Origin of the sequence: Acidovorax sp. 22279, from assembly GCF_052045435.1 — a bacterium.
In the GTDB taxonomy this organism is placed as follows: Bacteria; Pseudomonadota; Gammaproteobacteria; order Burkholderiales; family Burkholderiaceae_C; genus Acidovorax; species Acidovorax delafieldii.
On record NZ_JBQEOV010000003.1, the window covers coordinates 1 to 20,075 of the forward strand.

Genomic DNA, 20,075 nt, shown 5'->3' on the forward strand with positions numbered 1-20,075 from the left:
CGCAGACAGTGGGGTCGCTTTCTCTTTGGTGACTTTCTCTTGGCGAGACAAGAGAAAGTTACTCGCCTGCCGGGCGACTCCCGGCCTCCGCCCTCAACCCAAGCATGCGGCCAAATCAGTGCACGCAGCTAAACGCTACAAAATTAATAGCTACCACCGCATATTCCACTAGCGCATCCAGCCAAAATCACCCAAAAAAATCACATCACCCGCCCATACCACCACACCGACAACCCCGCCGCTACCAACGCCAGCACCGCCCCCAACAACGCCAGCAAAGACGAAATCTCCGTCTCCTTCTTCTCCACCGTCAGCCGCGAGCTCAGCGTCTCGTACACCTTCTTCAAGTCTGCCGCCGTCGCCGCATGAAAGTACTCGGCATTGGTCCGAGCAGCCACGGCCTTCAGGGTTTCTTCGTCCAGCCGTACCCGCATCGACCAGCCCTCAAAGCCAATGGTCTCGCCCTGCACCGTGCCTACCCCCACCGTGTACACCCGCACCCCCCGGTCGGCCGCCCACTTGGCGGCTTCCAGTGGGTCCACGCCTGTGGTGCGCTGACCGTCCGTCAGCATGATGATGGCGGCCGAGTTGTACGAGCCTGGGGCCACGGGCGTGAAGGTCTTGGCGGGGTCCTGTTGTTTGCCCAGCTCTTCGATGGGCTTCGGGCGCATGGCCTGGCGGCCGCCCAGCGCGGCGATGTCGATGCCCGCATCGGGAAAGATGGTGGCCAGCGACAGCATGATGCCGTTGCCCGTGGCCGTGCCGCGCTGCAGCTGGAAGCTGTCGATGGCTTTCACCAGGTCTTCGCGGCTCTGGGTGGGCAGCTGGGCCAGCTGGGCGCTGCCCGCAAAGGCCACGATGCCCACGCGCACATGGCGCGGCAGGTCGGCAATGAAGGCCTTGGCGGCGTTCTGGGCGGCGGTGATGCGGTCGGGCTCCACGTCGGCGGCGCGCATGCTGCCCGACACGTCCATGGCCAGCATGATGGTCTGGTCCTGCGAGGGCAGGGTGATGACGGCCAGCGGGCGCGCAGCGGCCAGCAGCAGCGCCACCAGGGCCAGCAGAAACAGCGCGGGCGGGATGTGGCGGCGCAGGTGCTGGCCCGGGCCCATGGCCTCGCGCACCAGGGACAGGCTGGAGTAGGTCAGCGCTGTTTTCTTGCGCCGGTGCAGCAGCCACCAGTACAGCAGTACCAAGAGGGGCACAGCCAGCAGCAGCCAGAGCAGGGTGGGCCAGAGAAAAACCATGGTGTGTGTCCTTGGTGGCGAGTACAGCGTGTGCGGCGGGTGATCAATCGATAGGTCAGGCGGCGGCAGCCGTTGCGGCAGGGCCTGCGGATGCCGATGCGGGGACGAGGGGGTTGCTGTGCGCCCGCACCCGGCGCTGGCGCAGGTCCATGAAGCGCAGCAGGGCGTCGACCAGATCGTCGTCGGTGCACAGCTCCAGCGTGTCGGCGCCCGCGCGGGTCAGGCCTTCACGCAGCGCCGCCTCGCGGTCGGCGGCCAGCTGGGCAAAGCGGCGGCGAAAGCCCGCGTCGTGTGTGTCCACCTGCAGTTGCTCGCCGCTTTCGGCATCGCGCAGCGTGACCAGGCCCACGTCGGGCAGCTCCAGCTCCAGCGGGTCGAGCAGGCGCACGGCCACCACGTCATGCCTCTGGGCCAGCTGGGCCAGGGGCTTTTCCCAGCCGGGCGCGCTGATGAAGTCGGACACCACAAACACGGTGGACCGGCGCTTGAGCGTGGCCAGGCCGGTTTGCAGCAGCCGGTGCAGTTCGGTGGCGCCGCCCCCCGTCTTGTGCGGCGGCACCGGGGTTTTGGACGGCAGCAGTTTGTGCACCAGGTGCAGCACATGGGCGCGGCTGCTGCGCGGGGGCAGCACCGCGTCCACTGCGCGTTCGGCCTGCGGACTGGCACCGCCGTAGAGCACGGCGCCCACACGGTTGCCGTGGCGGGTGAGCAGGCGCGAAAGCACGGCCACAAAGCCGGTCAGGATGTCGCGCTTGGCATGGCCGGTGGGGCCAAAGCTGATCGACGGACTCAGGTCCAGCAGAAACCAGGCCGACATTTCGCGGTCTTCGGTGAACACGCGCACATGGGGCGTGTTCAGCCGCGCGGTCACGTTCCAGTCGATGTGGCGCACGTCGTCATGCGGCTGGTATTCGCGCAGGTCGGTCAGGTCCAGACCGGTGCCGCGCATCAGCGTGCGGTAGTCGCCCTGCAGCAGGCCGTCCAGGCGGCGGATCACCTTCCACTCCAGCTCGCGCAGCAGCCGGTCGGCCTGCCCGGGCAGTGTGGGCAGGGTGTGGACCGTGGCGGATGGGACGGATGTGGCGGGCGGCTTGCTGGTCATGGCGGGTGGACTCAAGCGGCTTTTTGTTCGTGGTGCAAGGGGCGCGCCGGTGCCGGGATCTTGGCCATGATGCGCTGGATGAGCGCGTCGGCATCCAGCCCTTCAGACAGCGCCTCGTACGACAGCGCCACACGGTGGCGCAGCACATCGGCGGCCAGGTCCACCATGTCTTCGGGCAGCACATAGTTGCGCCCGCGCAGCATGGCCAGGGCCTGCGCGCCCTCGGCCAGGGCAATGGTGGCGCGCGGGCTGGCGCCGCAGCTGATGTAGCTGGCCAGGTCTTTCAGGCCATGGCGCGCAGGCTCGCGCGTGGCCGCCACCAGCTTCACGGCGTACTGCAGCATCGACGGATCTACATACACCGTGCGGCATTCGGCCTGCAATGCCGCCAGCTGCGCCGTGGTGGCCACGGGTAGCACCTGCACGGGCACATCGAGCGCGCGCTGGGCGATCACGAATTCTTCTTCCTCGGTGGGGTAGCCCAGCAGCACCTTCATCATGAAACGGTCCACCTGCGCCTCGGGCAGCGCGTAGGTGCCTTCGGTCTCGATGGGGTTCTGGGTGGCCATCACCAGGAAGGGCTCAGGCACCTTGTGGGTTTCGCCTGCAATGGTCACCTGGCGCTCCTGCATCACCTCCAGCAGCGCGCTCTGCACCTTGGCGGGCGCGCGGTTGATTTCGTCGGCCAGCAGCAGGTGGGTGAAAACGGGCCCCAACGTGGTGCTGAACTCGCCGGTTTTCTGGTTGTACATGCGCGTGCCCACCAGGTCGGCGGGCACCAGGTCGGGTGTGAACTGGATGCGCTTGAAGCTGCCCTGAATGGTGCTGGCGAGTGTTTTCACCGTCAGCGTCTTGGCCAGGCCCGGCACGCCCTCGACCAGCAGGTGGCCCTGGGCCAGCATGGCGACCATGACACGCTCCAGAAAGCGGTCTTGCCCGACCACCACGCGTTTGACCTCGTAGAGCACCTGTTCCATCAGCGTGGCGGTGGCAGCGTTCGATGCATTGGGCGACGTGCTGGATGACATGGGGCTCCTTGCGATGACGAGTGAAATGGTGGGGCGGCGTACGGTCAGAACGGGGGCATGCCGACGGCGGACGCCGCGTTTTCGATGGGCACCGCAAAACCGATGCCGATGAAGGTGCGCGCCTGCGTGGGGTTGAGGATGGCGGTGACGATGCCCACCACCTCGCCGTCCATCGTCACCAGCGGGCCGCCAGAGTTGCCAGGGTTGGCCGCTGCGTCGAACTGGATCAGATTGCTGAGCTGGCGCTTGCCCTCGGGCGACGTGAACTCGCGCTGGAGGCCGGACACCACGCCCGCCGAGGCCGACGGGCCGATGCCAAAAGGAAAGCCGACGGCCACCACATGGTCGCCCGGGCGCAGGTTCTGGGTGGACCGCAGGGTGGCGGCCTCCAGGTCGTCGGGCACCTTGTGGGCCTGCAGCACGGCCAGGTCGTTTTCGGGTTGTACGCCGGTGATGCTGGCCGTGGTTTCCAGTCCGTCGTGGAAGGTGATGCCGATGCGGTCTGAGCCCGCCACCACATGCAGGTTGGTCAGGATGACGCCTTTGTCCACGATGACCACGCCCGTGCCGATGCCGCGCTCGACCTCTTCCTTGCCGTTCTTGCTGCGCCCGTAGCCCACCACGCGCACCACCGAGGGGCCGATGCTCTCCACAGCCCGCGCGGCGGCAGAGGGCGGGGTGGTGGTCTCCAGCGTGCGCAGCACCGCGGCGTCGATGTCGTCCTGGGTGATCTTGCGGGCGGGGCTGCGGGTGTTGTGCCAGGCGCTGGCTACCAGCAAGGCGGCCAACAGCACCACGATGGTCCACAGGGCAACCAGCTGGCGTTTGAATGCCCGGGAATTCGGGGGCGTGGCGGCTGCGGTGGCGGCGTTCTTCGCTGGCGAATCATCTGCGGGCGGCGCTGTGGAGGCCACGGCTTCGGTGGCATCCACCGCCGCAGGCGTGCGGCTGCGGGCGGGGCGGGAGCTGCTGTAGAGGGCGGGCCGGGGCATCCTGTCACCTTTGCTCGTACACGCCAGGGCCTGGCGCACGCAAATGACAGTAGCACGGTTTGCGGGCAAATGCACATGCAGGGCTACACGGGCCCACCGTCCCCTGCGACCGCAGCCTTTGCAGGCTGCATCGGGCATCATCGGCGCATGACCGCCTGGATCGATACCCACTGCCACCTCGACGCACCCGAGTTCGATGCCGACCGCAGTGCGGTCCGTGCGCAGGCTGCGGCGCAAGGCGTTTGCCATTGCGTGATTCCGGCCGTGGAGCGCAGCAACTGGGACACCGTGCGGGCGCTGGCGCACCAGCATGGGGACAGCTATGCGCTGGGCATTCATCCCCTCTACACAGGGCGCGCCGAGGAGGAGGACCTGCAGCATCTGGCCGGGTATCTGGAGCAGCACCACGCCGACCCGCGCCTGGTGGCGATTGGCGAGATCGGCCTCGATTATTTTGTGCCGGGCCTCGACCCGGCGCGCCAGGAGCGGTTCTACCGCGCACAGCTGCAGCTGGCCCGGCGGTTTGACCTGCCGGTGATCCTGCATGTGCGCCGTTCTGCCGACAAGCTGCTCAAGGGCCTGCGGGATTTGCCGGTGCGCGGCGGCATTGCGCATGCCTTCAACGGCAGCCTGCAGCAGGCGCAAGCGTTCATCGGTCTGGGCTTCAAGCTGGGATTTGGCGGTGCGGTGACCTATGACCGTGCCCTGCAGCTGCGCCGTCTGGCCACCGAGCTGCCCGGCGATGCCCTGGTGCTGGAGACCGACGCGCCTGACATTCCGCCCCACTGGCTCTACACCACGGCGGCTGAGCGCGCTGCAGGGCGGCCCCAGGGCCGCAACAGTCCGGGGGAACTACCCGGCATTGCGGCCGTGGTGGCCCAGTTGCGCGGCGAGTCTGTGCCGGCGCTGGCTGGCAGCACCAGGGCCAATGCCTTGGCCGCCTTGCCCCGGTTGGAGGGGCTGCTGACAGACGGGTAGCGATTGCAGGGTGGATGAGGGATCGGCAAAAAAATGATAAATGGGGAGAAATTTGGGAGCTTGACGCCCTGTGGCAAAGGGCCGACAGCTATCTTTTTTGTGCTGCCGGACGGGGCTGACGGCCCTTTGGGGCCAAAATTGCCCCATGTCCCCAGTCCCTGTTGCCGCCGATCCGTCTGTGGCCGCCACTCCTGACGCCGTCGGCCCATCCGCGCGCTGGCTGGGCCTGCCGCCGGTGGCAGGTGCGGGCACCGTGGTGCTGGTGCTGGGCAGTTTCCCGGGGGCTGCGTCATTGCAAGCCCGCCAGTACTACGCGCACCCCCAGAACCATTTCTGGAAGATCCTGCAGGCCTTGTGGCCCCAGCATCCCTTGCCCCCGACGGGGCCGGATGGGTATGCAGACCGCTGCGCCTGGCTGCTGGATCGCGGCCTGGGCCTGTGGGACGTGTACCAGAGCTGCGAGCGCGAGGGCAGCCTGGACACCAGCATCCGTAACGCCCGGCTCAACGACTTTGCGGCGCTGCGCAGCGTGTGCCCCCGGCTGGCCGCGCTGGCGCACAACGGTGCGGAGAGTTTTCGGCACGCGCCGGCGGCGCTTGCCGCGCTGGGAGCTGCCGGGCAGCCGACGCTCTTGCCGCATGATGTGGGCACGTCAGGTGCACGTGCCATCGAGGCCGTGCGGCTGCCATCGACCAGCCCGGCCAACGCCTCCTGGAGTTTTGAACGTAAATTGACCGCTTGGGCCGATGTGATGGCCCGGCACGGATTGCTGTGAATGGCCCGTAAAAAAGAAACCTTGCAAGAACTGCCCGAAGTCAGCGTGTCTGACGACGGCGAAGTGCGCCACCTGCACCTGGGCACACCCTGGATCCAGGGCTCCATGCGCATCGACGAGCCCTTTGCCCTGGAGCTGGAATACGTGCAGCGCATGATGGCTTGGCTGCTGTTTGCCGACCTGGCGCAGGTGTCCAAGGGCCATGCCATGCAGTTGGGCCTGGGGGCGGGTGCCATCACCAAGTTCTGCCACAAAAAGCTGCGCATCTGCACCACCGCCATCGAGCTGAACCCGCAGGTGCTGGCCGTGTGCCGCCAGTGGTTCAAGCTGCCGCCCGACGGCCCCAAGCTGCGCGTGGTGCTGGCCGACGCGTCCAAGGAGATCCAGAACCCCATGTGGCTGGGCACAGTGGATGCGCTGGCTGTGGACCTGTATGACCACGAGGCTGCGGCCCCCGTGCTCGATAGCCCCGATTTTTATGCCGACTGCCGCGCACTGCTCACGGAGACGGGCTGCATGACCGTGAACCTGTTCGGCCGCGCGTCGAGCTTTGACCGCAGCCTGCAGAGCATGTCCCAGGCGTTTGGCAACGATGCGCTGTGGGCGTTCAAGCCCACGCGTGAAGGCAACACGGTGGTGCTGGCCCAGCGCACCCCCACGCGGCCCAAGCGCGCGGAACTGGCCGAGCGGGCCGAGGCGATCCAGGCGCGGTGGGACCTGCCCACCACCAAATGGCTGCGGGTGTTCAAGCCTGTGAACCCCTGAGAGGAATCTTGCAATGAATGCTCCTGTCGTGACTCCTGACCGGCTGAAGTCGGCTTCACACATTGGCCCGGTGGACTGGCGCCGCATGGTGCAGTGGCTCAGCGATGACAAGGTGATCTCGCGCGAGGAAGCGCAACGCACCATCGCCCGCTGTTCGCAGGCCGAGAGCTCCCAGCATGCCCTGGTGCGCCTGGCCAGTGTGGCCATGGAGCGCGCCAGCGACAGCAAGCCGCTCGACATCGAGGCGCTGTCCGAGTATCTGGCGCAACGTGCGGGCCTCGCCTACCTGCGCATCGACCCCCTCAAGGTGGATGTGGGGCGCGTAGCAGACACCATGAGCGCCACTTATGCGGAACGCCACAAGGTGCTGCCCGTGCAGGTGACCAGCAAAGAAGTGGTGGTGGCCACGGCCGAGCCTTTCATCGATGACTGGGTGGCCGAGGTGGAGCGCCAGTCGCGCCGCTCGGTGCGTCGGGTGGTGGCGAACCCCCAAGACATCCACCGCTTCACGGCCGAATTTTTTGCGCTGGCCAAGTCGGTGCGCGCCGCGCAGAAGGCTGGCGGCAACTCGGGTGGCAGCAGCTTTGAGCAGCTGGTGGAGCTGGGCAAAAGCAACAAGCAGCTCGATGCCAACGACCAGGGCGTGGTCAAGGTGGTGGACTGGCTCTGGCAGTACGCGTTTGACCAGCGTGCGAGCGACATTCACCTGGAGCCGCGCCGCGACCAGGGCGTGATCCGTTTTCGTATCGACGGTGTGCTGCACCCGGTCTACCAGATGCCCATGGGCGTGCACAACGCGATGGTGGCGCGCATCAAGTTGCTGGGTCGCATCGATGTGGTGGAAAAACGCCGCCCACAGGACGGCCGCATCAAGACCCGCAACCAGCGGGGCGAAGAGGTGGAAATGCGCCTGTCCACCTTACCCACTGCGTTTGGCGAAAAGATGGTCATGCGCATTTTTGACCCGGACAACGCGGTCAAGGACCTTGATGCCCTGGGCTTTGCGCAGCACGATGCGCAGCGCTGGGAGGCGTTGGTCAAGCGGCCGCACGGCATCATCCTGGTGACTGGCCCCACGGGCTCGGGCAAGACCACCACGCTGTACTCGACCCTGAAGCGCGTGGCCACCGAAGAGGTCAACGTGAGCACGGTGGAAGACCCCATCGAAATGATCGAGCCCAGCTTCAACCAGACCCAGGTGCAGCCGCAGCTCGACTTCAACTTTGCCGAAGGCCTGCGCGCCCTGATGCGGCAGGACCCTGACATCATCATGGTGGGTGAGATCCGCGACCTGGAGACCGCCGAGATGGCCATCCAGGCGGCGCTGACAGGCCACCTGGTGTTCTCTACCCTGCACACCAACGATGCCCCCAGCGCCATCACCCGCATGATGGAGCTGGGTGTTCCGTCGTACCTCATCAATGCCACCTTGCTGGGCGTGCTGGCCCAACGGCTGGTGCGCACGCTGTGCAAGCACTGCAAACAAAAGGATGAGGCCGCGAGCCGCGAAGCCCTGACCGAGGTGGTCAAGCCCTGGAAGATCAGTGGTAGCTACCACCCGTACAAGCCGGTCGGTTGCGTGGATTGCCGCATGGGCGGTTTCAGGGGCCGCATGGGGCTCTATGAATTGCTCACCGTCAGTGAGGCGCTCAAGGACAAAATCACCCAGGCGCCTTCCATTGACGTACTGCGCCGCCAGGCCGTGCAAGACGGCATGCGTCCCTTGCGCCTGGCGGGTGCGCTGCGCGTGGCGGAGGGGCTAACCACCATGGAAGAGGTGATTGCTGCCACGCCGCCTCTGGAGTGAGCGAAGGGGAGGGGCGGTCATTCCTCTGCGGTTGGCCAGCCGTCTTCCAGAGTGGTTTTCGAGACAGTCTCCTGGGCGACTCGCCCGGTGGTGCATGCCTGCCAGGCGTTACCGGATGTAGGTGGAATCCACATCGCGCCGCCCCCTCCTTGCCAGCACAATCGCGCAGTCGAGAATTCCGTCAAGGAGACAATTCGTGAAAATCAAGAGTAATAAAGACTTTGCGTCCGGGCTCATGTTCATGGGCGTCGGGGTCGCATTTGCGTGGGGTGCCACCACTTACAACGTGGGCACGGGCGCGCGCATGGGCCCTGGCTACTTCCCGTTGTTGCTGGGTATCTTGCTGGCCCTCATCGGCAGCGTGATCACCTTCAAGGCGCTTACCGTGGAAACCGCCGACGGCGACAAGATCGGCAAATGGGCCTGGAAGCCGCTGTTCTTCATCCTGGCCGCCAACTTTGCCTTCGGCATTCTGCTGGGCGGCTTGCCTAGCCTGGGCATTCCAGCCATGGGGCTCATCGTGGGCATCTATGCACTGACCTTCATCTCCAGCCTGGCTGGCAATGAGTTCAATGCCAAGGCCGTATTTGTTCTCGCCACCGTGCTGGCCATCGGCAGCTATGTGGCTTTTGTGTGGGCGCTCAAGCTGCAGTTTCCTGTGTGGCCGAGTTTCATCGCAGGTTAAGCAGGAGCACCGACCATGGATCTTATTAACAACTTGTCGTTGGGTTTTGGTGTTGCTTTCACCTTCCAGAACCTGATTTACTGTTTTGTGGGCTGTTTGCTCGGCACGCTCATTGGCGTGTTGCCAGGCATTGGCCCGGTGGCGACCATCGCCATGTTGCTGCCCGCCACCTATGCGCTGCCCCCGGTGGCGGCGCTGATCATGCTGGCTGGTATTTACTACGGTGCCCAGTACGGTGGTTCCACCACCGCCATTCTGGTGAACCTGCCAGGCGAGTCCTCGTCGGTGGTGACCGTGATTGACGGTTACCAGATGGCGCGCAAGGGGCGAGCGGGGCCGGCGCTGGCGGCTGCGGGCCTGGGTTCGTTCTTTGCGGGCTGCGTGGGCACGCTGATCCTGGCGGCCTTTGCGCCTCCGCTGACCGAAGTGGCGTTCAAGTTCGGCCCTGCCGAATACTTCTCGCTGATGACCTTGGGCCTGATCGGTGCCGTGGTGTTGGCCTCGGGTTCGTTGCTCAAGGCGGTGGCCATGATCGTGCTGGGCCTGCTGATGGGTCTGGTGGGGACCGACGTGAACTCGGGTGTGGCGCGCTTCAGCTTCGATATCCCTGAGCTGACCGACGGCATCGGTTTTGTGACCATCGCCATGGGTGTGTTCGGTTACGGTGAAATCATCGCCAACCTCTCGCGCCCCGATGATGAGCGTGAGGTGTTCACTGCCAAGGTGGAAGGTCTGTTCCCCACCAAGGAAGACTTCAAGAACATGATCCCCGCTGTGCTGCGGGGCACAGCGCTGGGTTCTGCTCTGGGCATCTTGCCCGGTGGTGGTGCCTTGCTGGCCGCTTTTGCTGCCTATACGGTGGAAAAGAAGACCAAGCTGCGTCCTGGCGAAGTGCCCTTCGGACAAGGCAACATCCGCGGTGTAGCGGCCCCTGAGTCGGCCAACAACGCAGGTTCGCAAACCTCGTTTATCCCTCTGCTGACGCTGGGTATCCCGCCGAATGCCGTGATGGCGCTGATGGTGGGTGCCATGACCATCCACAACATCCAGCCTGGTCCCCAGGTGATGACGAGCAACCCCGAACTGTTCTGGGGCCTGATCGCTTCGATGTGGATCGGTAACGCCATGCTGGTGATCCTGAACCTGCCGCTGATAGGCATTTGGATCAAGCTGCTGACCGTGCCTTACCGCTGGCTGTATCCGTCCATCGTGCTGTTCTGCGCGGTGGGTGTGTACTCCACCAACAACAACACCTTCGACATCTGGATGGTGGGTGCGTTCGGTCTGATTGGCTACATCTTTCACAAGTTGGGCACCGAGCCTGCACCTTTGCTGCTGGGCTTCATTCTGGGCCCCATGATGGAAGAGAACCTGCGCCGTGCGCTGCTGCTGTCGCGTGGTGACTGGAGCGTGTTTGTGACGCGTCCGCTGTCGGCTGGCCTGTTGGCGGCTGCGGCACTGCTGCTCATCATCGTGCTGCTGCCTTCAGTCAAGAACAAGCGCGAAGAAGCGTTTGTGGAAGACTGATCGGTTCCGATTCTTTTCTCACCCTGATCAACGGCACCTTCGGGTGCCGTTGTTTTTTGGGCAGTGGCGTCCACGTGGTACGGCTGTCGCCAGTACACAATTGCGGGCAGAGGTCCGCATGTCCACACCGTTTCATCCCACGCAGCACCCGCACCGGGCGATGCTGCACAACGAAATCCACGCCCGCCCGCCCGAGGCGATGAATGCCCCGCTGGCCATCGCCCACATCGTGATGCTGGCCGATGCGGCAGGGCGTGAGGCCAGCCGGGCCCATGTGGCCGCGCTCCTGCGGGACCACCACATGGCGCTTCCCGACGCCCAGACCACCCACTTGCGGATGGACTTGGGCGCTTTTCGGATGCGCTGGGAGATGCACACCGAATTCGTCACTTGGACCTTCATGGTCCCGGCGCCGGTGGAGGCTTTTGGAGAGCGGGAGCCGGTCAGTGCCGTGGATTCCGTTCCGCACGACTGGCTCGCAGCTTTGCCCGGCCAGTGCCTGTGCAGCCTGAACCTGTGGGTGCTGCCCACACACACCTTTGGATCGGGCTCTCTGGTCAAGCATGTTCTGCACGAAGACACATTGGTAGCTTCTACCGTGGCCGACGGGCATGGTGAGGTGTACACCGACTTTGCGATCCACGCCGACGGCTTTTCGCGTATGGTGCTGCTCGCAGGGGGCATGACACCACGGCGCCTGGGGCGTTTGGTGCAGCGCCTGCTGGAAATCGAGACCTACCGCATGGCTGCCTTGCTCGGCCTGCCTGCCGCTCGCGAGGCTGCCAGCGTGCTGGCCTTTGCTGAGCGCGAACTGGCGGCGCTGGCTGAAGCCATCCGCACGGCCAACCGTGACGACGAGCCCGCCTTGCTCGATCGGCTGACGCGCCTGGCCGGGCAGGTGGAAAGTCAGTACGCCGCCACGCACTCGCGCTTCTCGGCCAGTAGTGCCTACTTTGAATTGCTGGACCGCCGTATCCAGGACATTGCCGAGTCCCGCCTGGCGGGCATGCAGACCATCCGGGAGTTCATGGACCGGCGCCTGACCCCTGCTCGGAGTACCTGTGAGTGGGCAACCCGTCGGCAGGATGCGCTGTCGCAGCGCGTATCGCGCATGAGCAACCTGCTGCGCACCCGGGTAGAGATCGAACAGCAGCAAAGCAGCCAGGCGCTGCTGACCACCATGAACCACCGGCAGGATCTGCAGTTGCAGATGCAGTCCACCGTGGAGGGGTTGTCTGTGGCGGCCATTACCTATTACATCGTCGGGCTCGTCAGCTATCTGGCCAAGGGCGCGCAAAAACTGGGCTGGCCGTTGTCGCCGGAGACCACGGCAGCCCTCGCGATTCCGGTGGTGGCGGCAGGGGTGTGGTGGTCACTGCGGCGGCTGCACCAGCGGGTGTTCCACAAACACCGCTAAGGCGGTTGGCCCACCGATCTGTCGAGCGGCACGGGGTGCACTTTGGCTTGTCAGCCATCGTTGATGAAGGGGGCGCCCGCGCAGAGGTTCGATGGCCTGCACCAGCCTTGCCGTGTCACACTGGGCGCAACGCTCCGGCGACCACTGTCCGGCAGATACTTCAGCAGGCGCTTTGCGTCCCTTCGTACCCGTGACCACTGAAAAGAAGAGCATTGCCTCCGGCCTTGTGTTGGCATTCCTGGGCTCCATCGCCTTCAGCGGCAAGGCCGTCATCGTCAAGCTGGCCTACCGCCATGGGGTGGATGCGGTCACGCTCATCATGTACCGCATGCTGTTTGCGCTGCCCATCTTTGCCGTGATGGCCTGGTGGGCCAGCCGGGGCAAACCGCCGCTCACCCGCAAGGACTGGCTGGGCGTGCTGGGCCTGGGTGTCACCGGCTACTATCTGGCGAGTTTTCTCGACTTTGCAGGGCTTGCCTATATCAGCGCCAGCCTGGAGCGCCTCATCCTGTACCTCAACCCCACGCTGGTCGTGTTGCTGGGCTGGGTGTTGTACGGGCGTGGTATCCGCTGGGCCCAGGCGGCAGGCATGCTGGTGAGCTACAGCGGCGTGGTTCTGGTGTTTGGCCACGAGGCCAACCTGCAGGGTGCCAATGCTGCCTGGGGCACCTTGCTGGTGTTCCTGAGCGCGGTCAGCTATGCCATCTATCTGGTTTACAGCGGCGAGATGGTGCAGCGCCTGGGCGCGCTGCGGTTGGTGGGGCTTGCCACCACCGTGGCTTGCCTGTGCTGCCTGTTGCAGTTTGTGGTGCTGCGGCCGCTGAATGCGGCAGTCGTTGCGCCTGAGGTGATCTGGCTGTCGGTGCTCAACGCCACCTTGTGCACGGCCGCGCCCGTGCTGATGGTGATGATGGCCATTGAGCGCATCGGCGCAGGCATGGCCGCGCAGACGGGCATGGTGGGCCCGTTGTCCACCATCCTCATGGGCGTGTGGATTCTGGGCGAACCGTTCACGGTGTGGGTCGCTGCCGGGACGGTGCTTGTGGTCGCGGGTATCTTCATTTTTACCCGCATGGCGCGCAGGGTCTGACAGCCCACATCCCGCAGCCCTTTGGGGCGCCGTGACAAGGGCCGCCCTGCTTGCTTTTATGACGTCTTCTTTTTGGGAGCTGCCTTGCTGCGGGCTGGTGCCTCGGCCGGTGCGGCAGGCGACGGCACCGCTGCTGCTGCGGGCGCAGTCTTGGGATTCATACGCTGGGCCACCGTCACGGGGGCCGTGCCGGTGAATCCATCGAGGTTCTTGCCCATGGCCAGCTCCAGTTGCTCCAGGCGCGCCTGTGCCGGCGGGTGCGTGGCCAGTGCCAGCGTGAAGGCCGGGTTGTCAGGCGTGGCGGTGCGCAGGTGCTGGAGCACCGACACCAGTCCATAGGGATCAAACCCCGCGCGGGTGGCCAGGGCCACGCCAGTGCGGTCGGCATCGTACTCATCGGTCTGGTCCAGGCCGCGTGCGTACAGGTTGCGCCCCAGTGCCAAAAATTGCGAGGCCACCACGTTGCCCACGGCGTTGGTCTTGATCTGCGAAGCCACCAACTGGGTCAGCATGCCCGACTGTGCCGTCTTGCGAATGGCCAGCAGGTGGTGTTTGGCGGTGACGTGGGTGATTTCGTGGGCGAGGATGCCAGCCAGCTCGGCCTCGTCGGCGCAGCGGTCGATCAGGCCCTTGGTCACGAACACATACCCCCCCGGGGCCGCAAAGGCGTTGTACCCCGAGTCGTCCAGCACCAGAAAGGTCCACGGCAGGTTGGGGCGGGGCGATTGCAGGCTGATCCAGCGCCCGAGCTGATTCACATACCGCTGCAGTGCCATGTCCGGGTGCAGGGGTTTGCTGCCCAGCAGCACGGCCGAGAGTTGGCGGCCGATTTCGATCTCGCGGGGCTCGTCGATGCTCTCGACCGAACGGGTGAGCATGCTGATGAGGTCATCTCCCTGGCCTGCGGGGCTGCCTCCACCGGTGATGGCGCCCAGCAGGCCTCCGCCGGTGTTGCTGGTGGGGCTGCCACCACCCAGGGCGTTGAGCAGATTCATGACCCCCTGGCTCTGTCCCTGGCTGGGGAGCAGGGTCAGGGCCAGGGCGGTGCACGCCGCAGCGAGCAGCCGGGTGCGGGAGAGGGATGGGGGCAGACGCATGGCAGCTCTCGCTCAGTTGGGGCTGAAATTGGGGTCGGACGGATTGTTGGACGAGCCTGTCGCCCCCGATCCGCTGCTGGAGGAGGGCCGGGGCGGCTCCGCCAGGGGTGCCACGTTGCGTGGCTGCAGCGACGCATTGCTGGCGAACTGGCGGGCTTGGTCGGCGTTGACCCGCAGCCCCTCGGCCTGGGTCACGGCAGCCGGGTTGGGTTGCGCCTTGGCGATGTCTTCGGCTCCCAGACCCCGGATGCCCACGGTGGAGGTGGCTGTCGTGGTGCCGCCGCTGTTTCCGCCGAACAAGCTGCCAAGGCCTCGCATTCCGCTCGTTGCGGCATTGCCAGTGGCCGGTGCAGCGCCTGACTGGGGGCCCAGGTCAAACATATGGACCCAGCCCGTAGCGCCTTGTGCTGTGCTGACCTTGGTCCAGGGCCCCTTGCGCTCACTGCTGCGCGTGACTACTGAGTTGGCCTCCAGGGGTGCCACGCTGGCGCCGCTTTCTGCGGGGCTGTCGCGCAGCTGGGTGGCGCGTTTGACCACGGCAACCTCCTGCGCATGCGCTGTGGTGCAGAGCAGTGGCAAAAGGGCCATCGCGGCCGATGCCAGCCAAGGCGCCAGGGCTTTCCAGTGCGGCCGGTTCATGGTGATGCTCTCCAACTATGATTTAACAAAGCACACTTGTATCAGTGTGCAACCAGGAGATTGTTATGGATTTGGGTATTGCAGGCAAATGGGCGCTGGTGTGTGGCGCGAGCAAGGGGCTGGGCTATGGCTGCGCGCAGGCTTTGGTGCACGAGGGTGTCAATGTGGTCATCAACGCCCGCAGTGCCGAGGCACTCGAACAGGCTGCTACTCGTTTGATAGCTGAAAGTGCAAACAAGACTAGCGCCAGCGGCCAAAAGGGTGCATCGCCGCAGGTGCTGGCTGTGGCGGCCGACATCACCACGCCCGAAGGGCGTGCGGCGGTGTTCTCGGTGGCCGGAGGACCGGGCCGTGACTTCGACATCGTGGTCACCAACGCAGGCGGCCCACCCACCGGCGACTTCCGCGACTGGAACCGCGACGCCTGGATCAAGGCTGTGGACGCCAATATGCTGACCCCTATCGAACTGATCCAGGCCACGGTGGATGGCATGGCTGAACGCGGGTTTGGCCGCATCGTCAACATCACTTCCAGCGCCGTGAAGGCGCCCATCGACATCCTGGGCCTGTCCAACGGCGCGCGCAGTGGTCTCACGGGGTTTGTGGCGGGTGTGTCGCGCAGCAAGATCGCAGCGAGTGGGGTGACCATCAACAACCTGCTGCCTGGTAAATTCGACACCGACCGGCTCGCAGCCACCGTCACGGCAGCCGCCAGCAAGGCGGGCAAGAGCGTCCAGGATGTGCGCTCCGCGCAGCAGGCGCAGATCCCGGCAGGGCGGTATGGCTCTGCCGAAGAGTTTGGTGCCATTTGCGCCTTCCTGTGCAGCGTGCACGCGGGCTACATGACGGGACAGAACGTGCTGGCCGACGGTGGTGCCTACCCCGGTACGTTCTGACGCAGGCCGGGCCCGACGAGGCCCGGCTGGTGGGCTGTGTGGCGCAGTGCTCCCGCAGAACGGAAGCTGGCGTGGTGTTTTGCCGACAGCTTTACCGGAGCGCTGAATAATTGGTGGAATACTGCGGGCCAGCGCCTGCCACTGTCCGCCGCCATGCAATCTGTCCACACTCCCTTTCTGCTGCGCCTGAAACGCCAATGCACCCTGCTGTGTCTGGCGCTGAGCGTTGGGGCAGCTGTGCAGGCCGCCGATGCGGCCAGCGCGGCGGGTGCGGGCACTGCAGCGGTAGCTCCGTACCGGTTGCGCATCGTGGGCGGTCTGGCCGGTATCAGCCAGTACGTCCGGCAGGAAGAGCCCTTCTGGACCAAGGAGCTTTCTCGCCTGAGTGCCGGGCGCTTCCAGGCAGAGATCGTGCCCTTTGACCGGGCCGGCGTGCCCGGGGCCGAGATGCTGCGTTTGTTGCAGCTGGGCGTGGTTCCTTTTGGCACCACCCTGATGAGTTCGTTCACCGCGCAATACCCCGAATACACAGCGCCTGACCTGGCCGGACTGAACCCCGACCTTGCCACGCTCAAGACCACGCTGGCGGCGTTTCGCCCCTACCTTGAAAAGGCGTTGCGTGAGCAGCATGGCGTCGAGGCACTCGCCATCTATGTGTACCCGGCGCAGGTGGTGTTCTGCAAGAAGCCACTGCGCACGCTGGCCGAACTCACTGGCCGCCGCGTGCGAGTGTCGTCAGCCAGCCAGGCCGACTTTGTGGGCGCCTTGGGCGGGGTGCCCGTGCTGACCAGTTTTTCGCAGATCGTGCCGAGCTTGACCGCGGGCAATACCGAATGCGCCATCACCGGCACCATGTCGGGCAACATGCTTGGCCTGCCGTCGCTCACCACCCACGTGCACACCCTGCCGGTGACCTGGGGGCTCGCCGTGTTCGGTGCCAACCAGGCCGCCTGGGCGGCGCTGCCGGCCGACCTGCGCACGCTGCTCAAGCGCGAGCTGCCCCGCCTGGAAGCTGCCATCTGGGCTGAGTCCGAGCGTGAAACTGCCGACGGACTGGCTTGCAACCGGGGTGCCTCCACCTGCAGCGCTGGCACCAAGGGCAGCATGGTGGTGGTGCCCGTGTCGCCCCAGGATGAGCGCAGGCGCCAGGAGATCCTTGAATCCACCGTGTTGCCGCGCTGGGTGCAGCGTTGCGGCGCTCGCTGCGCGCAGGTCTGGAACCAGACCATCGGGCCAGTGCGTGGGCTGCAGGCAGCGCCTGCGAAATGACAGAGTCCGCCGCACCTTCGCGCATCAAGGCCTATGTCTGGGCGGGCGCTGCAGTGTTTGTGGCGGCCGTGGTGGCGGTGGCCGGTACCCTGGCGTGGAATGCCCGCCAGGCCGCGCTGGCCGATAGCGAGGCCCAGGCCACCCGCTTCGTGGCGGGCGCAGAGGCGGCACTCAACCGCTCGCTGCTGGCCGTGGACGTGCTGCTGGCCAGTATGGACGAGCTGCTGGGACTGTCCAATGCCATGCCCAAGTGGCTGGATGCCGATACGGCCAGCCAGCGGCTGCGGGGGTCGGCGCGGCAGAACCTCATGGTGCGCTACGTGGCGGTGCTCGACAGCACGGGCAAGGCGTTGGCGTCGTCCGACCCCGCAGGCGCCAGCCTGTTGGTGCAACTGCCGGCCGGTTTTCTGGAGAGCGTGCTGGAGCAACCTGTATCCACCCTGATGGTCAGCGCGCCGGTGGTGAGCTTTGCCAGTTCCGAGAAAGTGTTGTACTTCGCTCGCCACCTGCGCATGGCGGACAGCTCGCGGGTGGTGGCCGTGGCCGAGCTGCCGGTGTCGGCCTTGAGCTCGGTGCTGGTACAGGGCGTGGACATCAGCGGTCTGCAGGTCACGCTGGAGCGCGCCACCGGGCAACTGCTGCTGAGCGTGCCCAACCGCGAAGACGTGACCGCGCCCACCCTCACGCCGCCCATCGGAGATTTGGTCGACCGGGGAATGGCCTGGCAGGCCCCTGCGCGATTGACCGGCGAGCCATCGCTGGTGGTGTTCCGGCCCATCCTGTACCAGGACTTGCGCATCGCGGCCAGCATTCCGCTGGATGCGGCACTCGCCGGCTGGCGCGACCAGCGCGATGCCATTGCACTGACCACCGCGCTGTTCATCGCCATGATCTTTGCAGCGGGGGTGCTGGCGCTGCGCTACGTGGACCGGATGTCCCAGGCCCGCCTGGCCATTGCGCAGTCCAAGGCCACGCTGGACCAGGCGCTGGAGTCCATGGTGAGCGGCTTCTTGCTATTGGACAGCCAGCATCGCGTGGTGCAGTGGAACCGCCAGCTGGAGACGATTCTCCCGTGGCTGAAGGGCGTGATCACGCCACTCATTCCGTTCCGAACGGTGCTGGAGGCCACGGTGGAGCACCATGTGCCCCGCCTGTCCGACGATGAGCGCAAGCGGTGGGTGAGCCAGCGCCTGGAGAGGCAAAAGCACCAGCCGGAGCCGCGTGAACAGTCGTACGCCAACGGCAGCACCATCCAGATCACCGAACGCGCCACGCCCGATGGCGGCCTCGTCGTCAGCTACCACGACGTGACTGTGCTGCGCAAGGCCAGCACGGAGATTGAGAGCCTGGCCTTTTACGATCCGCTGACCAACCTGCCCAACCGCCGTCTGTTGATGGACCGCATGCAGCAAGCCATTGCCGCCAGCGTGCGCAGCGGGCAGTACGGCGCCTTGTTGTTCCTGGACCTGGACCACTTCAAGACCCTGAACGACACGCGGGGCCATGAGGTGGGCGACATGCTGTTGCGCCAGGTGGCCCAGCGTCTGAAGACCTGCGTGCGGCGCGAGGACACGGTGGCGCGCCTGGGGGGCGACGAATTCGTGGTCATGCTCAGCGACCTGTCGGTGCACCGTGATGAAGCCGCCGCCCAGGCGCGCCGGGTGGGCGAGAAGATCCTGCGCAAACTGAATGTGCCCTACACGTTGGGGGGGAACGCGCACCACAGCACGCCCAGCATTGGCGCCACGCTGATGGGCGGCAGCCTGCAGTCGTCGGTGGATCTGCTGAAAGAGGCGGACATCGCCATGTACCAGGTCAAATCGCAAGGGCGCAACGCGCTGTGCTTTTTTGACCCCCAGATGCAGATTGTCATCAGCATGCGCGCGCAGCTGGAGACCGACCTGCAGATGGCGCTCACGGCGCGGCAGTTTGTGCTGCACTACCAGCCGCAGTTCCACCTGGATGGCCGCATGGTGGGCGCCGAGGCCTTGATCCGGTGGCAGCACCCCGAGCGCGGGCTGGTTGCGCCCGGCGAGTTCATAGGCGTGGCCGAAGAAAGCGAACTCATCGTGCCCATGGGCCACTGGGTGCTGCGCACGGCCTGCGAGCAACTGGCGGCCTGGCAGGGGGACGAGCGGTACCGGCACCTGCAGGTGTCGGTCAACGTGAGTGCGCGGCAGTTCCGCCAGCGCGACTTTGTGGCCCGGGTGGTGGAGGTGCTGCGCGAGACGGGCGCCAAGCCACACCTGCTCAAGCTCGAACTCACCGAATCACTGGTGCTGGACAACGTGGACGACACCATCGCCAAGATCGGCATGCTCAAGACCAAGGGCGTGCGCTTTTCGGTGGATGACTTTGGCACCGGCTATTCATCGCTGGCGTATCTCACGCGGCTGCCGCTGGACCAGCTCAAGATCGACCAGTCTTTTGTCCGCAACCTGGGGGTACGGCACACCGACGATGTGATCGTGCAGACCATTCTGGGCATGGCGCGCAACCTGGAGCTGGATGTGATTGCCGAAGGGGTGGAAACCGAGGCACAGAAGGACTTTCTGGCCCGGCACGGGTGTGTGTACTTCCAGGGCTATCTGCTGGGGCGGCCTACCCCGGTGGCCGACCTGGAGGCGTTGATCGAGTCCGCCACCGCCACCGCCACCGCCGTGCAAGGCTGAGGCGTATTCCAACGTAGCTCTTGATTGCTATGTTTTGAGTAGCAAACAAGGCAATATCCACTAGCGCTCCACTGGATCTTTGTTTCAAA

The 20,075-nt window shown here is 65.4% G+C and carries 17 protein-coding genes; 11 read left to right on the forward strand and 6 right to left on the reverse strand.

Annotated features, from left to right (window positions below):
• Positions 1-200: 200 nt before the first annotated feature.
• The 4 genes from ACTJKQ_RS04545 to ACTJKQ_RS04560 are packed head-to-tail and all read right to left on the reverse strand — an operon-like array spanning position 201 to position 4,369.
• On the reverse strand, positions 201-1,247 hold the full coding sequence (locus ACTJKQ_RS04545) for a VWA domain-containing protein (RefSeq protein WP_056060921.1): 1,047 nt from the start codon (positions 1,245-1,247) through the stop codon (positions 201-203).
• A gap of 55 nt (positions 1,248-1,302) precedes the next feature.
• Positions 1,303-2,349: a DUF58 domain-containing protein gene (locus ACTJKQ_RS04550; protein ID WP_440596160.1), complete on the reverse strand. Its 1,047-nt coding sequence runs from the start codon at positions 2,347-2,349 to the stop codon at positions 1,303-1,305.
• A gap of 11 nt (positions 2,350-2,360) precedes the next feature.
• Positions 2,361-3,377: an AAA family ATPase gene (locus ACTJKQ_RS04555; RefSeq protein WP_015013050.1), complete on the reverse strand. Its 1,017-nt coding sequence runs from the start codon at positions 3,375-3,377 to the stop codon at positions 2,361-2,363.
• Between the two features lie 44 nt (positions 3,378-3,421).
• A complete protein-coding gene (locus ACTJKQ_RS04560; protein ID WP_192418471.1) occupies positions 3,422-4,369 on the reverse strand; it encodes a S1C family serine protease in 948 nt (315 codons plus the stop codon).
• 147 nt (positions 4,370-4,516) lie between these two features.
• On the opposite strand from ACTJKQ_RS04560, the gene ACTJKQ_RS04565 reads away from it, so the two are divergent.
• From ACTJKQ_RS04565 to ACTJKQ_RS04600, 8 genes are all read left to right on the forward strand, one after another.
• Positions 4,517-5,347 carry a TatD family hydrolase gene (locus tag ACTJKQ_RS04565; RefSeq protein WP_440596161.1) on the forward strand — a complete coding sequence of 277 codons (831 nt, stop codon included), beginning with the start codon at positions 4,517-4,519 and terminating at the stop codon, positions 5,345-5,347.
• 145 nt (positions 5,348-5,492) lie between these two features.
• Positions 5,493-6,122, forward strand: a complete 630-nt coding sequence (locus ACTJKQ_RS04570) for a DNA-deoxyinosine glycosylase (protein ID WP_440596162.1) — start codon at positions 5,493-5,495, stop codon at positions 6,120-6,122.
• Positions 6,123-6,887, forward strand: a complete 765-nt coding sequence (locus tag ACTJKQ_RS04575) for a spermidine synthase (RefSeq protein WP_440596163.1) — start codon at positions 6,123-6,125, stop codon at positions 6,885-6,887.
• A gap of 13 nt (positions 6,888-6,900) precedes the next feature.
• Positions 6,901-8,694, forward strand: a complete 1,794-nt coding sequence (locus ACTJKQ_RS04580; RefSeq protein ID WP_056060938.1) for a GspE/PulE family protein — start codon at positions 6,901-6,903, stop codon at positions 8,692-8,694.
• Positions 8,695-8,890: 196 nt separating this feature from the next.
• Positions 8,891-9,379, forward strand: a complete 489-nt coding sequence (locus ACTJKQ_RS04585; RefSeq protein ID WP_056060942.1) for a tripartite tricarboxylate transporter TctB family protein — start codon at positions 8,891-8,893, stop codon at positions 9,377-9,379.
• A gap of 15 nt (positions 9,380-9,394) precedes the next feature.
• Complete coding sequence (locus ACTJKQ_RS04590; protein WP_056060945.1) at positions 9,395-10,906, forward strand: tripartite tricarboxylate transporter permease; 1,512 nt, start codon at positions 9,395-9,397, stop codon at positions 10,904-10,906.
• Between the two features lie 118 nt (positions 10,907-11,024).
• Positions 11,025-12,323 carry a DUF3422 family protein gene (locus ACTJKQ_RS04595; RefSeq protein WP_056060948.1) on the forward strand — a complete coding sequence of 433 codons (1,299 nt, stop codon included), beginning with the start codon at positions 11,025-11,027 and terminating at the stop codon, positions 12,321-12,323.
• Between the two features lie 190 nt (positions 12,324-12,513).
• Complete coding sequence (locus ACTJKQ_RS04600; RefSeq protein ID WP_440596164.1) at positions 12,514-13,413, forward strand: DMT family transporter; 900 nt, start codon at positions 12,514-12,516, stop codon at positions 13,411-13,413.
• A 56-nt stretch (positions 13,414-13,469) separates the two neighbouring features.
• Here ACTJKQ_RS04600 and ACTJKQ_RS04605 read toward each other — a convergent pair whose 3' ends face one another.
• Both ACTJKQ_RS04605 and ACTJKQ_RS04610 read right to left on the reverse strand, forming a co-directional pair.
• Positions 13,470-14,510 carry a M48 family metalloprotease gene (locus ACTJKQ_RS04605; RefSeq protein WP_440596165.1) on the reverse strand — a complete coding sequence of 347 codons (1,041 nt, stop codon included), beginning with the start codon at positions 14,508-14,510 and terminating at the stop codon, positions 13,470-13,472.
• A gap of 12 nt (positions 14,511-14,522) precedes the next feature.
• Positions 14,523-15,149 carry an SH3 domain-containing protein gene (locus ACTJKQ_RS04610; RefSeq protein WP_440596166.1) on the reverse strand — a complete coding sequence of 209 codons (627 nt, stop codon included), beginning with the start codon at positions 15,147-15,149 and terminating at the stop codon, positions 14,523-14,525.
• Between the two features lie 65 nt (positions 15,150-15,214).
• Between ACTJKQ_RS04610 and ACTJKQ_RS04615 the strand changes: the two genes are divergently transcribed.
• From ACTJKQ_RS04615 to ACTJKQ_RS04625, 3 genes are all read left to right on the forward strand, one after another.
• The gene (locus ACTJKQ_RS04615; protein ID WP_440596167.1) at positions 15,215-16,045 is read left to right on the forward strand and encodes an SDR family oxidoreductase; all 831 of its coding nucleotides are present in this window, start codon (positions 15,215-15,217) and stop codon (positions 16,043-16,045) included.
• Positions 16,046-16,198: 153 nt separating this feature from the next.
• On the forward strand, positions 16,199-17,314 hold the full coding sequence (locus ACTJKQ_RS04620) for a TRAP transporter substrate-binding protein (protein WP_440596168.1): 1,116 nt from the start codon (positions 16,199-16,201) through the stop codon (positions 17,312-17,314).
• Positions 17,311-19,986: a bifunctional diguanylate cyclase/phosphodiesterase gene (locus ACTJKQ_RS04625; RefSeq protein WP_440596169.1), complete on the forward strand. Its 2,676-nt coding sequence runs from the start codon at positions 17,311-17,313 to the stop codon at positions 19,984-19,986. Before ACTJKQ_RS04620 ends, ACTJKQ_RS04625 begins: the two co-directional genes overlap by 4 nt.
• The last annotated feature ends 89 nt before the right edge of the window (positions 19,987-20,075 follow it).

Bases quoted from the DNA above. Each gene is read 5' to 3' on its own strand.
- ACTJKQ_RS04545 (WP_056060921.1), bottom strand. From the start codon at position 1,247: ATGGTTTTTCTCTGGCCCACCCTGCTCTGGCTGCTGCTGGCTGTGCCC.
- ACTJKQ_RS04550 (WP_440596160.1), bottom strand. From the start codon at position 2,349: ATGACCAGCAAGCCGCCCGCCACATCCGTCCCATCCGCCACGGTCCAC.
- ACTJKQ_RS04555 (WP_015013050.1), bottom strand. From the start codon at position 3,377: ATGTCATCCAGCACGTCGCCCAATGCATCGAACGCTGCCACCGCCACG.
- ACTJKQ_RS04560 (WP_192418471.1), bottom strand. From the start codon at position 4,369: ATGCCCCGGCCCGCCCTCTACAGCAGCTCCCGCCCCGCCCGCAGCCGC.
- ACTJKQ_RS04565 (WP_440596161.1), top strand. From the start codon at position 4,517: ATGACCGCCTGGATCGATACCCACTGCCACCTCGACGCACCCGAGTTC.
- ACTJKQ_RS04570 (WP_440596162.1), top strand. From the start codon at position 5,493: ATGTCCCCAGTCCCTGTTGCCGCCGATCCGTCTGTGGCCGCCACTCCT.
- ACTJKQ_RS04575 (WP_440596163.1), top strand. From the start codon at position 6,123: ATGGCCCGTAAAAAAGAAACCTTGCAAGAACTGCCCGAAGTCAGCGTG.
- ACTJKQ_RS04580 (WP_056060938.1), top strand. From the start codon at position 6,901: ATGAATGCTCCTGTCGTGACTCCTGACCGGCTGAAGTCGGCTTCACAC.
- ACTJKQ_RS04590 (WP_056060945.1), top strand. From the start codon at position 9,395: ATGGATCTTATTAACAACTTGTCGTTGGGTTTTGGTGTTGCTTTCACC.
- ACTJKQ_RS04595 (WP_056060948.1), top strand. From the start codon at position 11,025: ATGTCCACACCGTTTCATCCCACGCAGCACCCGCACCGGGCGATGCTG.
- ACTJKQ_RS04605 (WP_440596165.1), bottom strand. From the start codon at position 14,510: ATGCGTCTGCCCCCATCCCTCTCCCGCACCCGGCTGCTCGCTGCGGCG.
- ACTJKQ_RS04610 (WP_440596166.1), bottom strand. From the start codon at position 15,149: ATGAACCGGCCGCACTGGAAAGCCCTGGCGCCTTGGCTGGCATCGGCC.
- ACTJKQ_RS04615 (WP_440596167.1), top strand. From the start codon at position 15,215: ATGGATTTGGGTATTGCAGGCAAATGGGCGCTGGTGTGTGGCGCGAGC.
- ACTJKQ_RS04620 (WP_440596168.1), top strand. From the start codon at position 16,199: ATGCAATCTGTCCACACTCCCTTTCTGCTGCGCCTGAAACGCCAATGC.
- ACTJKQ_RS04625 (WP_440596169.1), top strand. From the start codon at position 17,311: ATGACAGAGTCCGCCGCACCTTCGCGCATCAAGGCCTATGTCTGGGCG.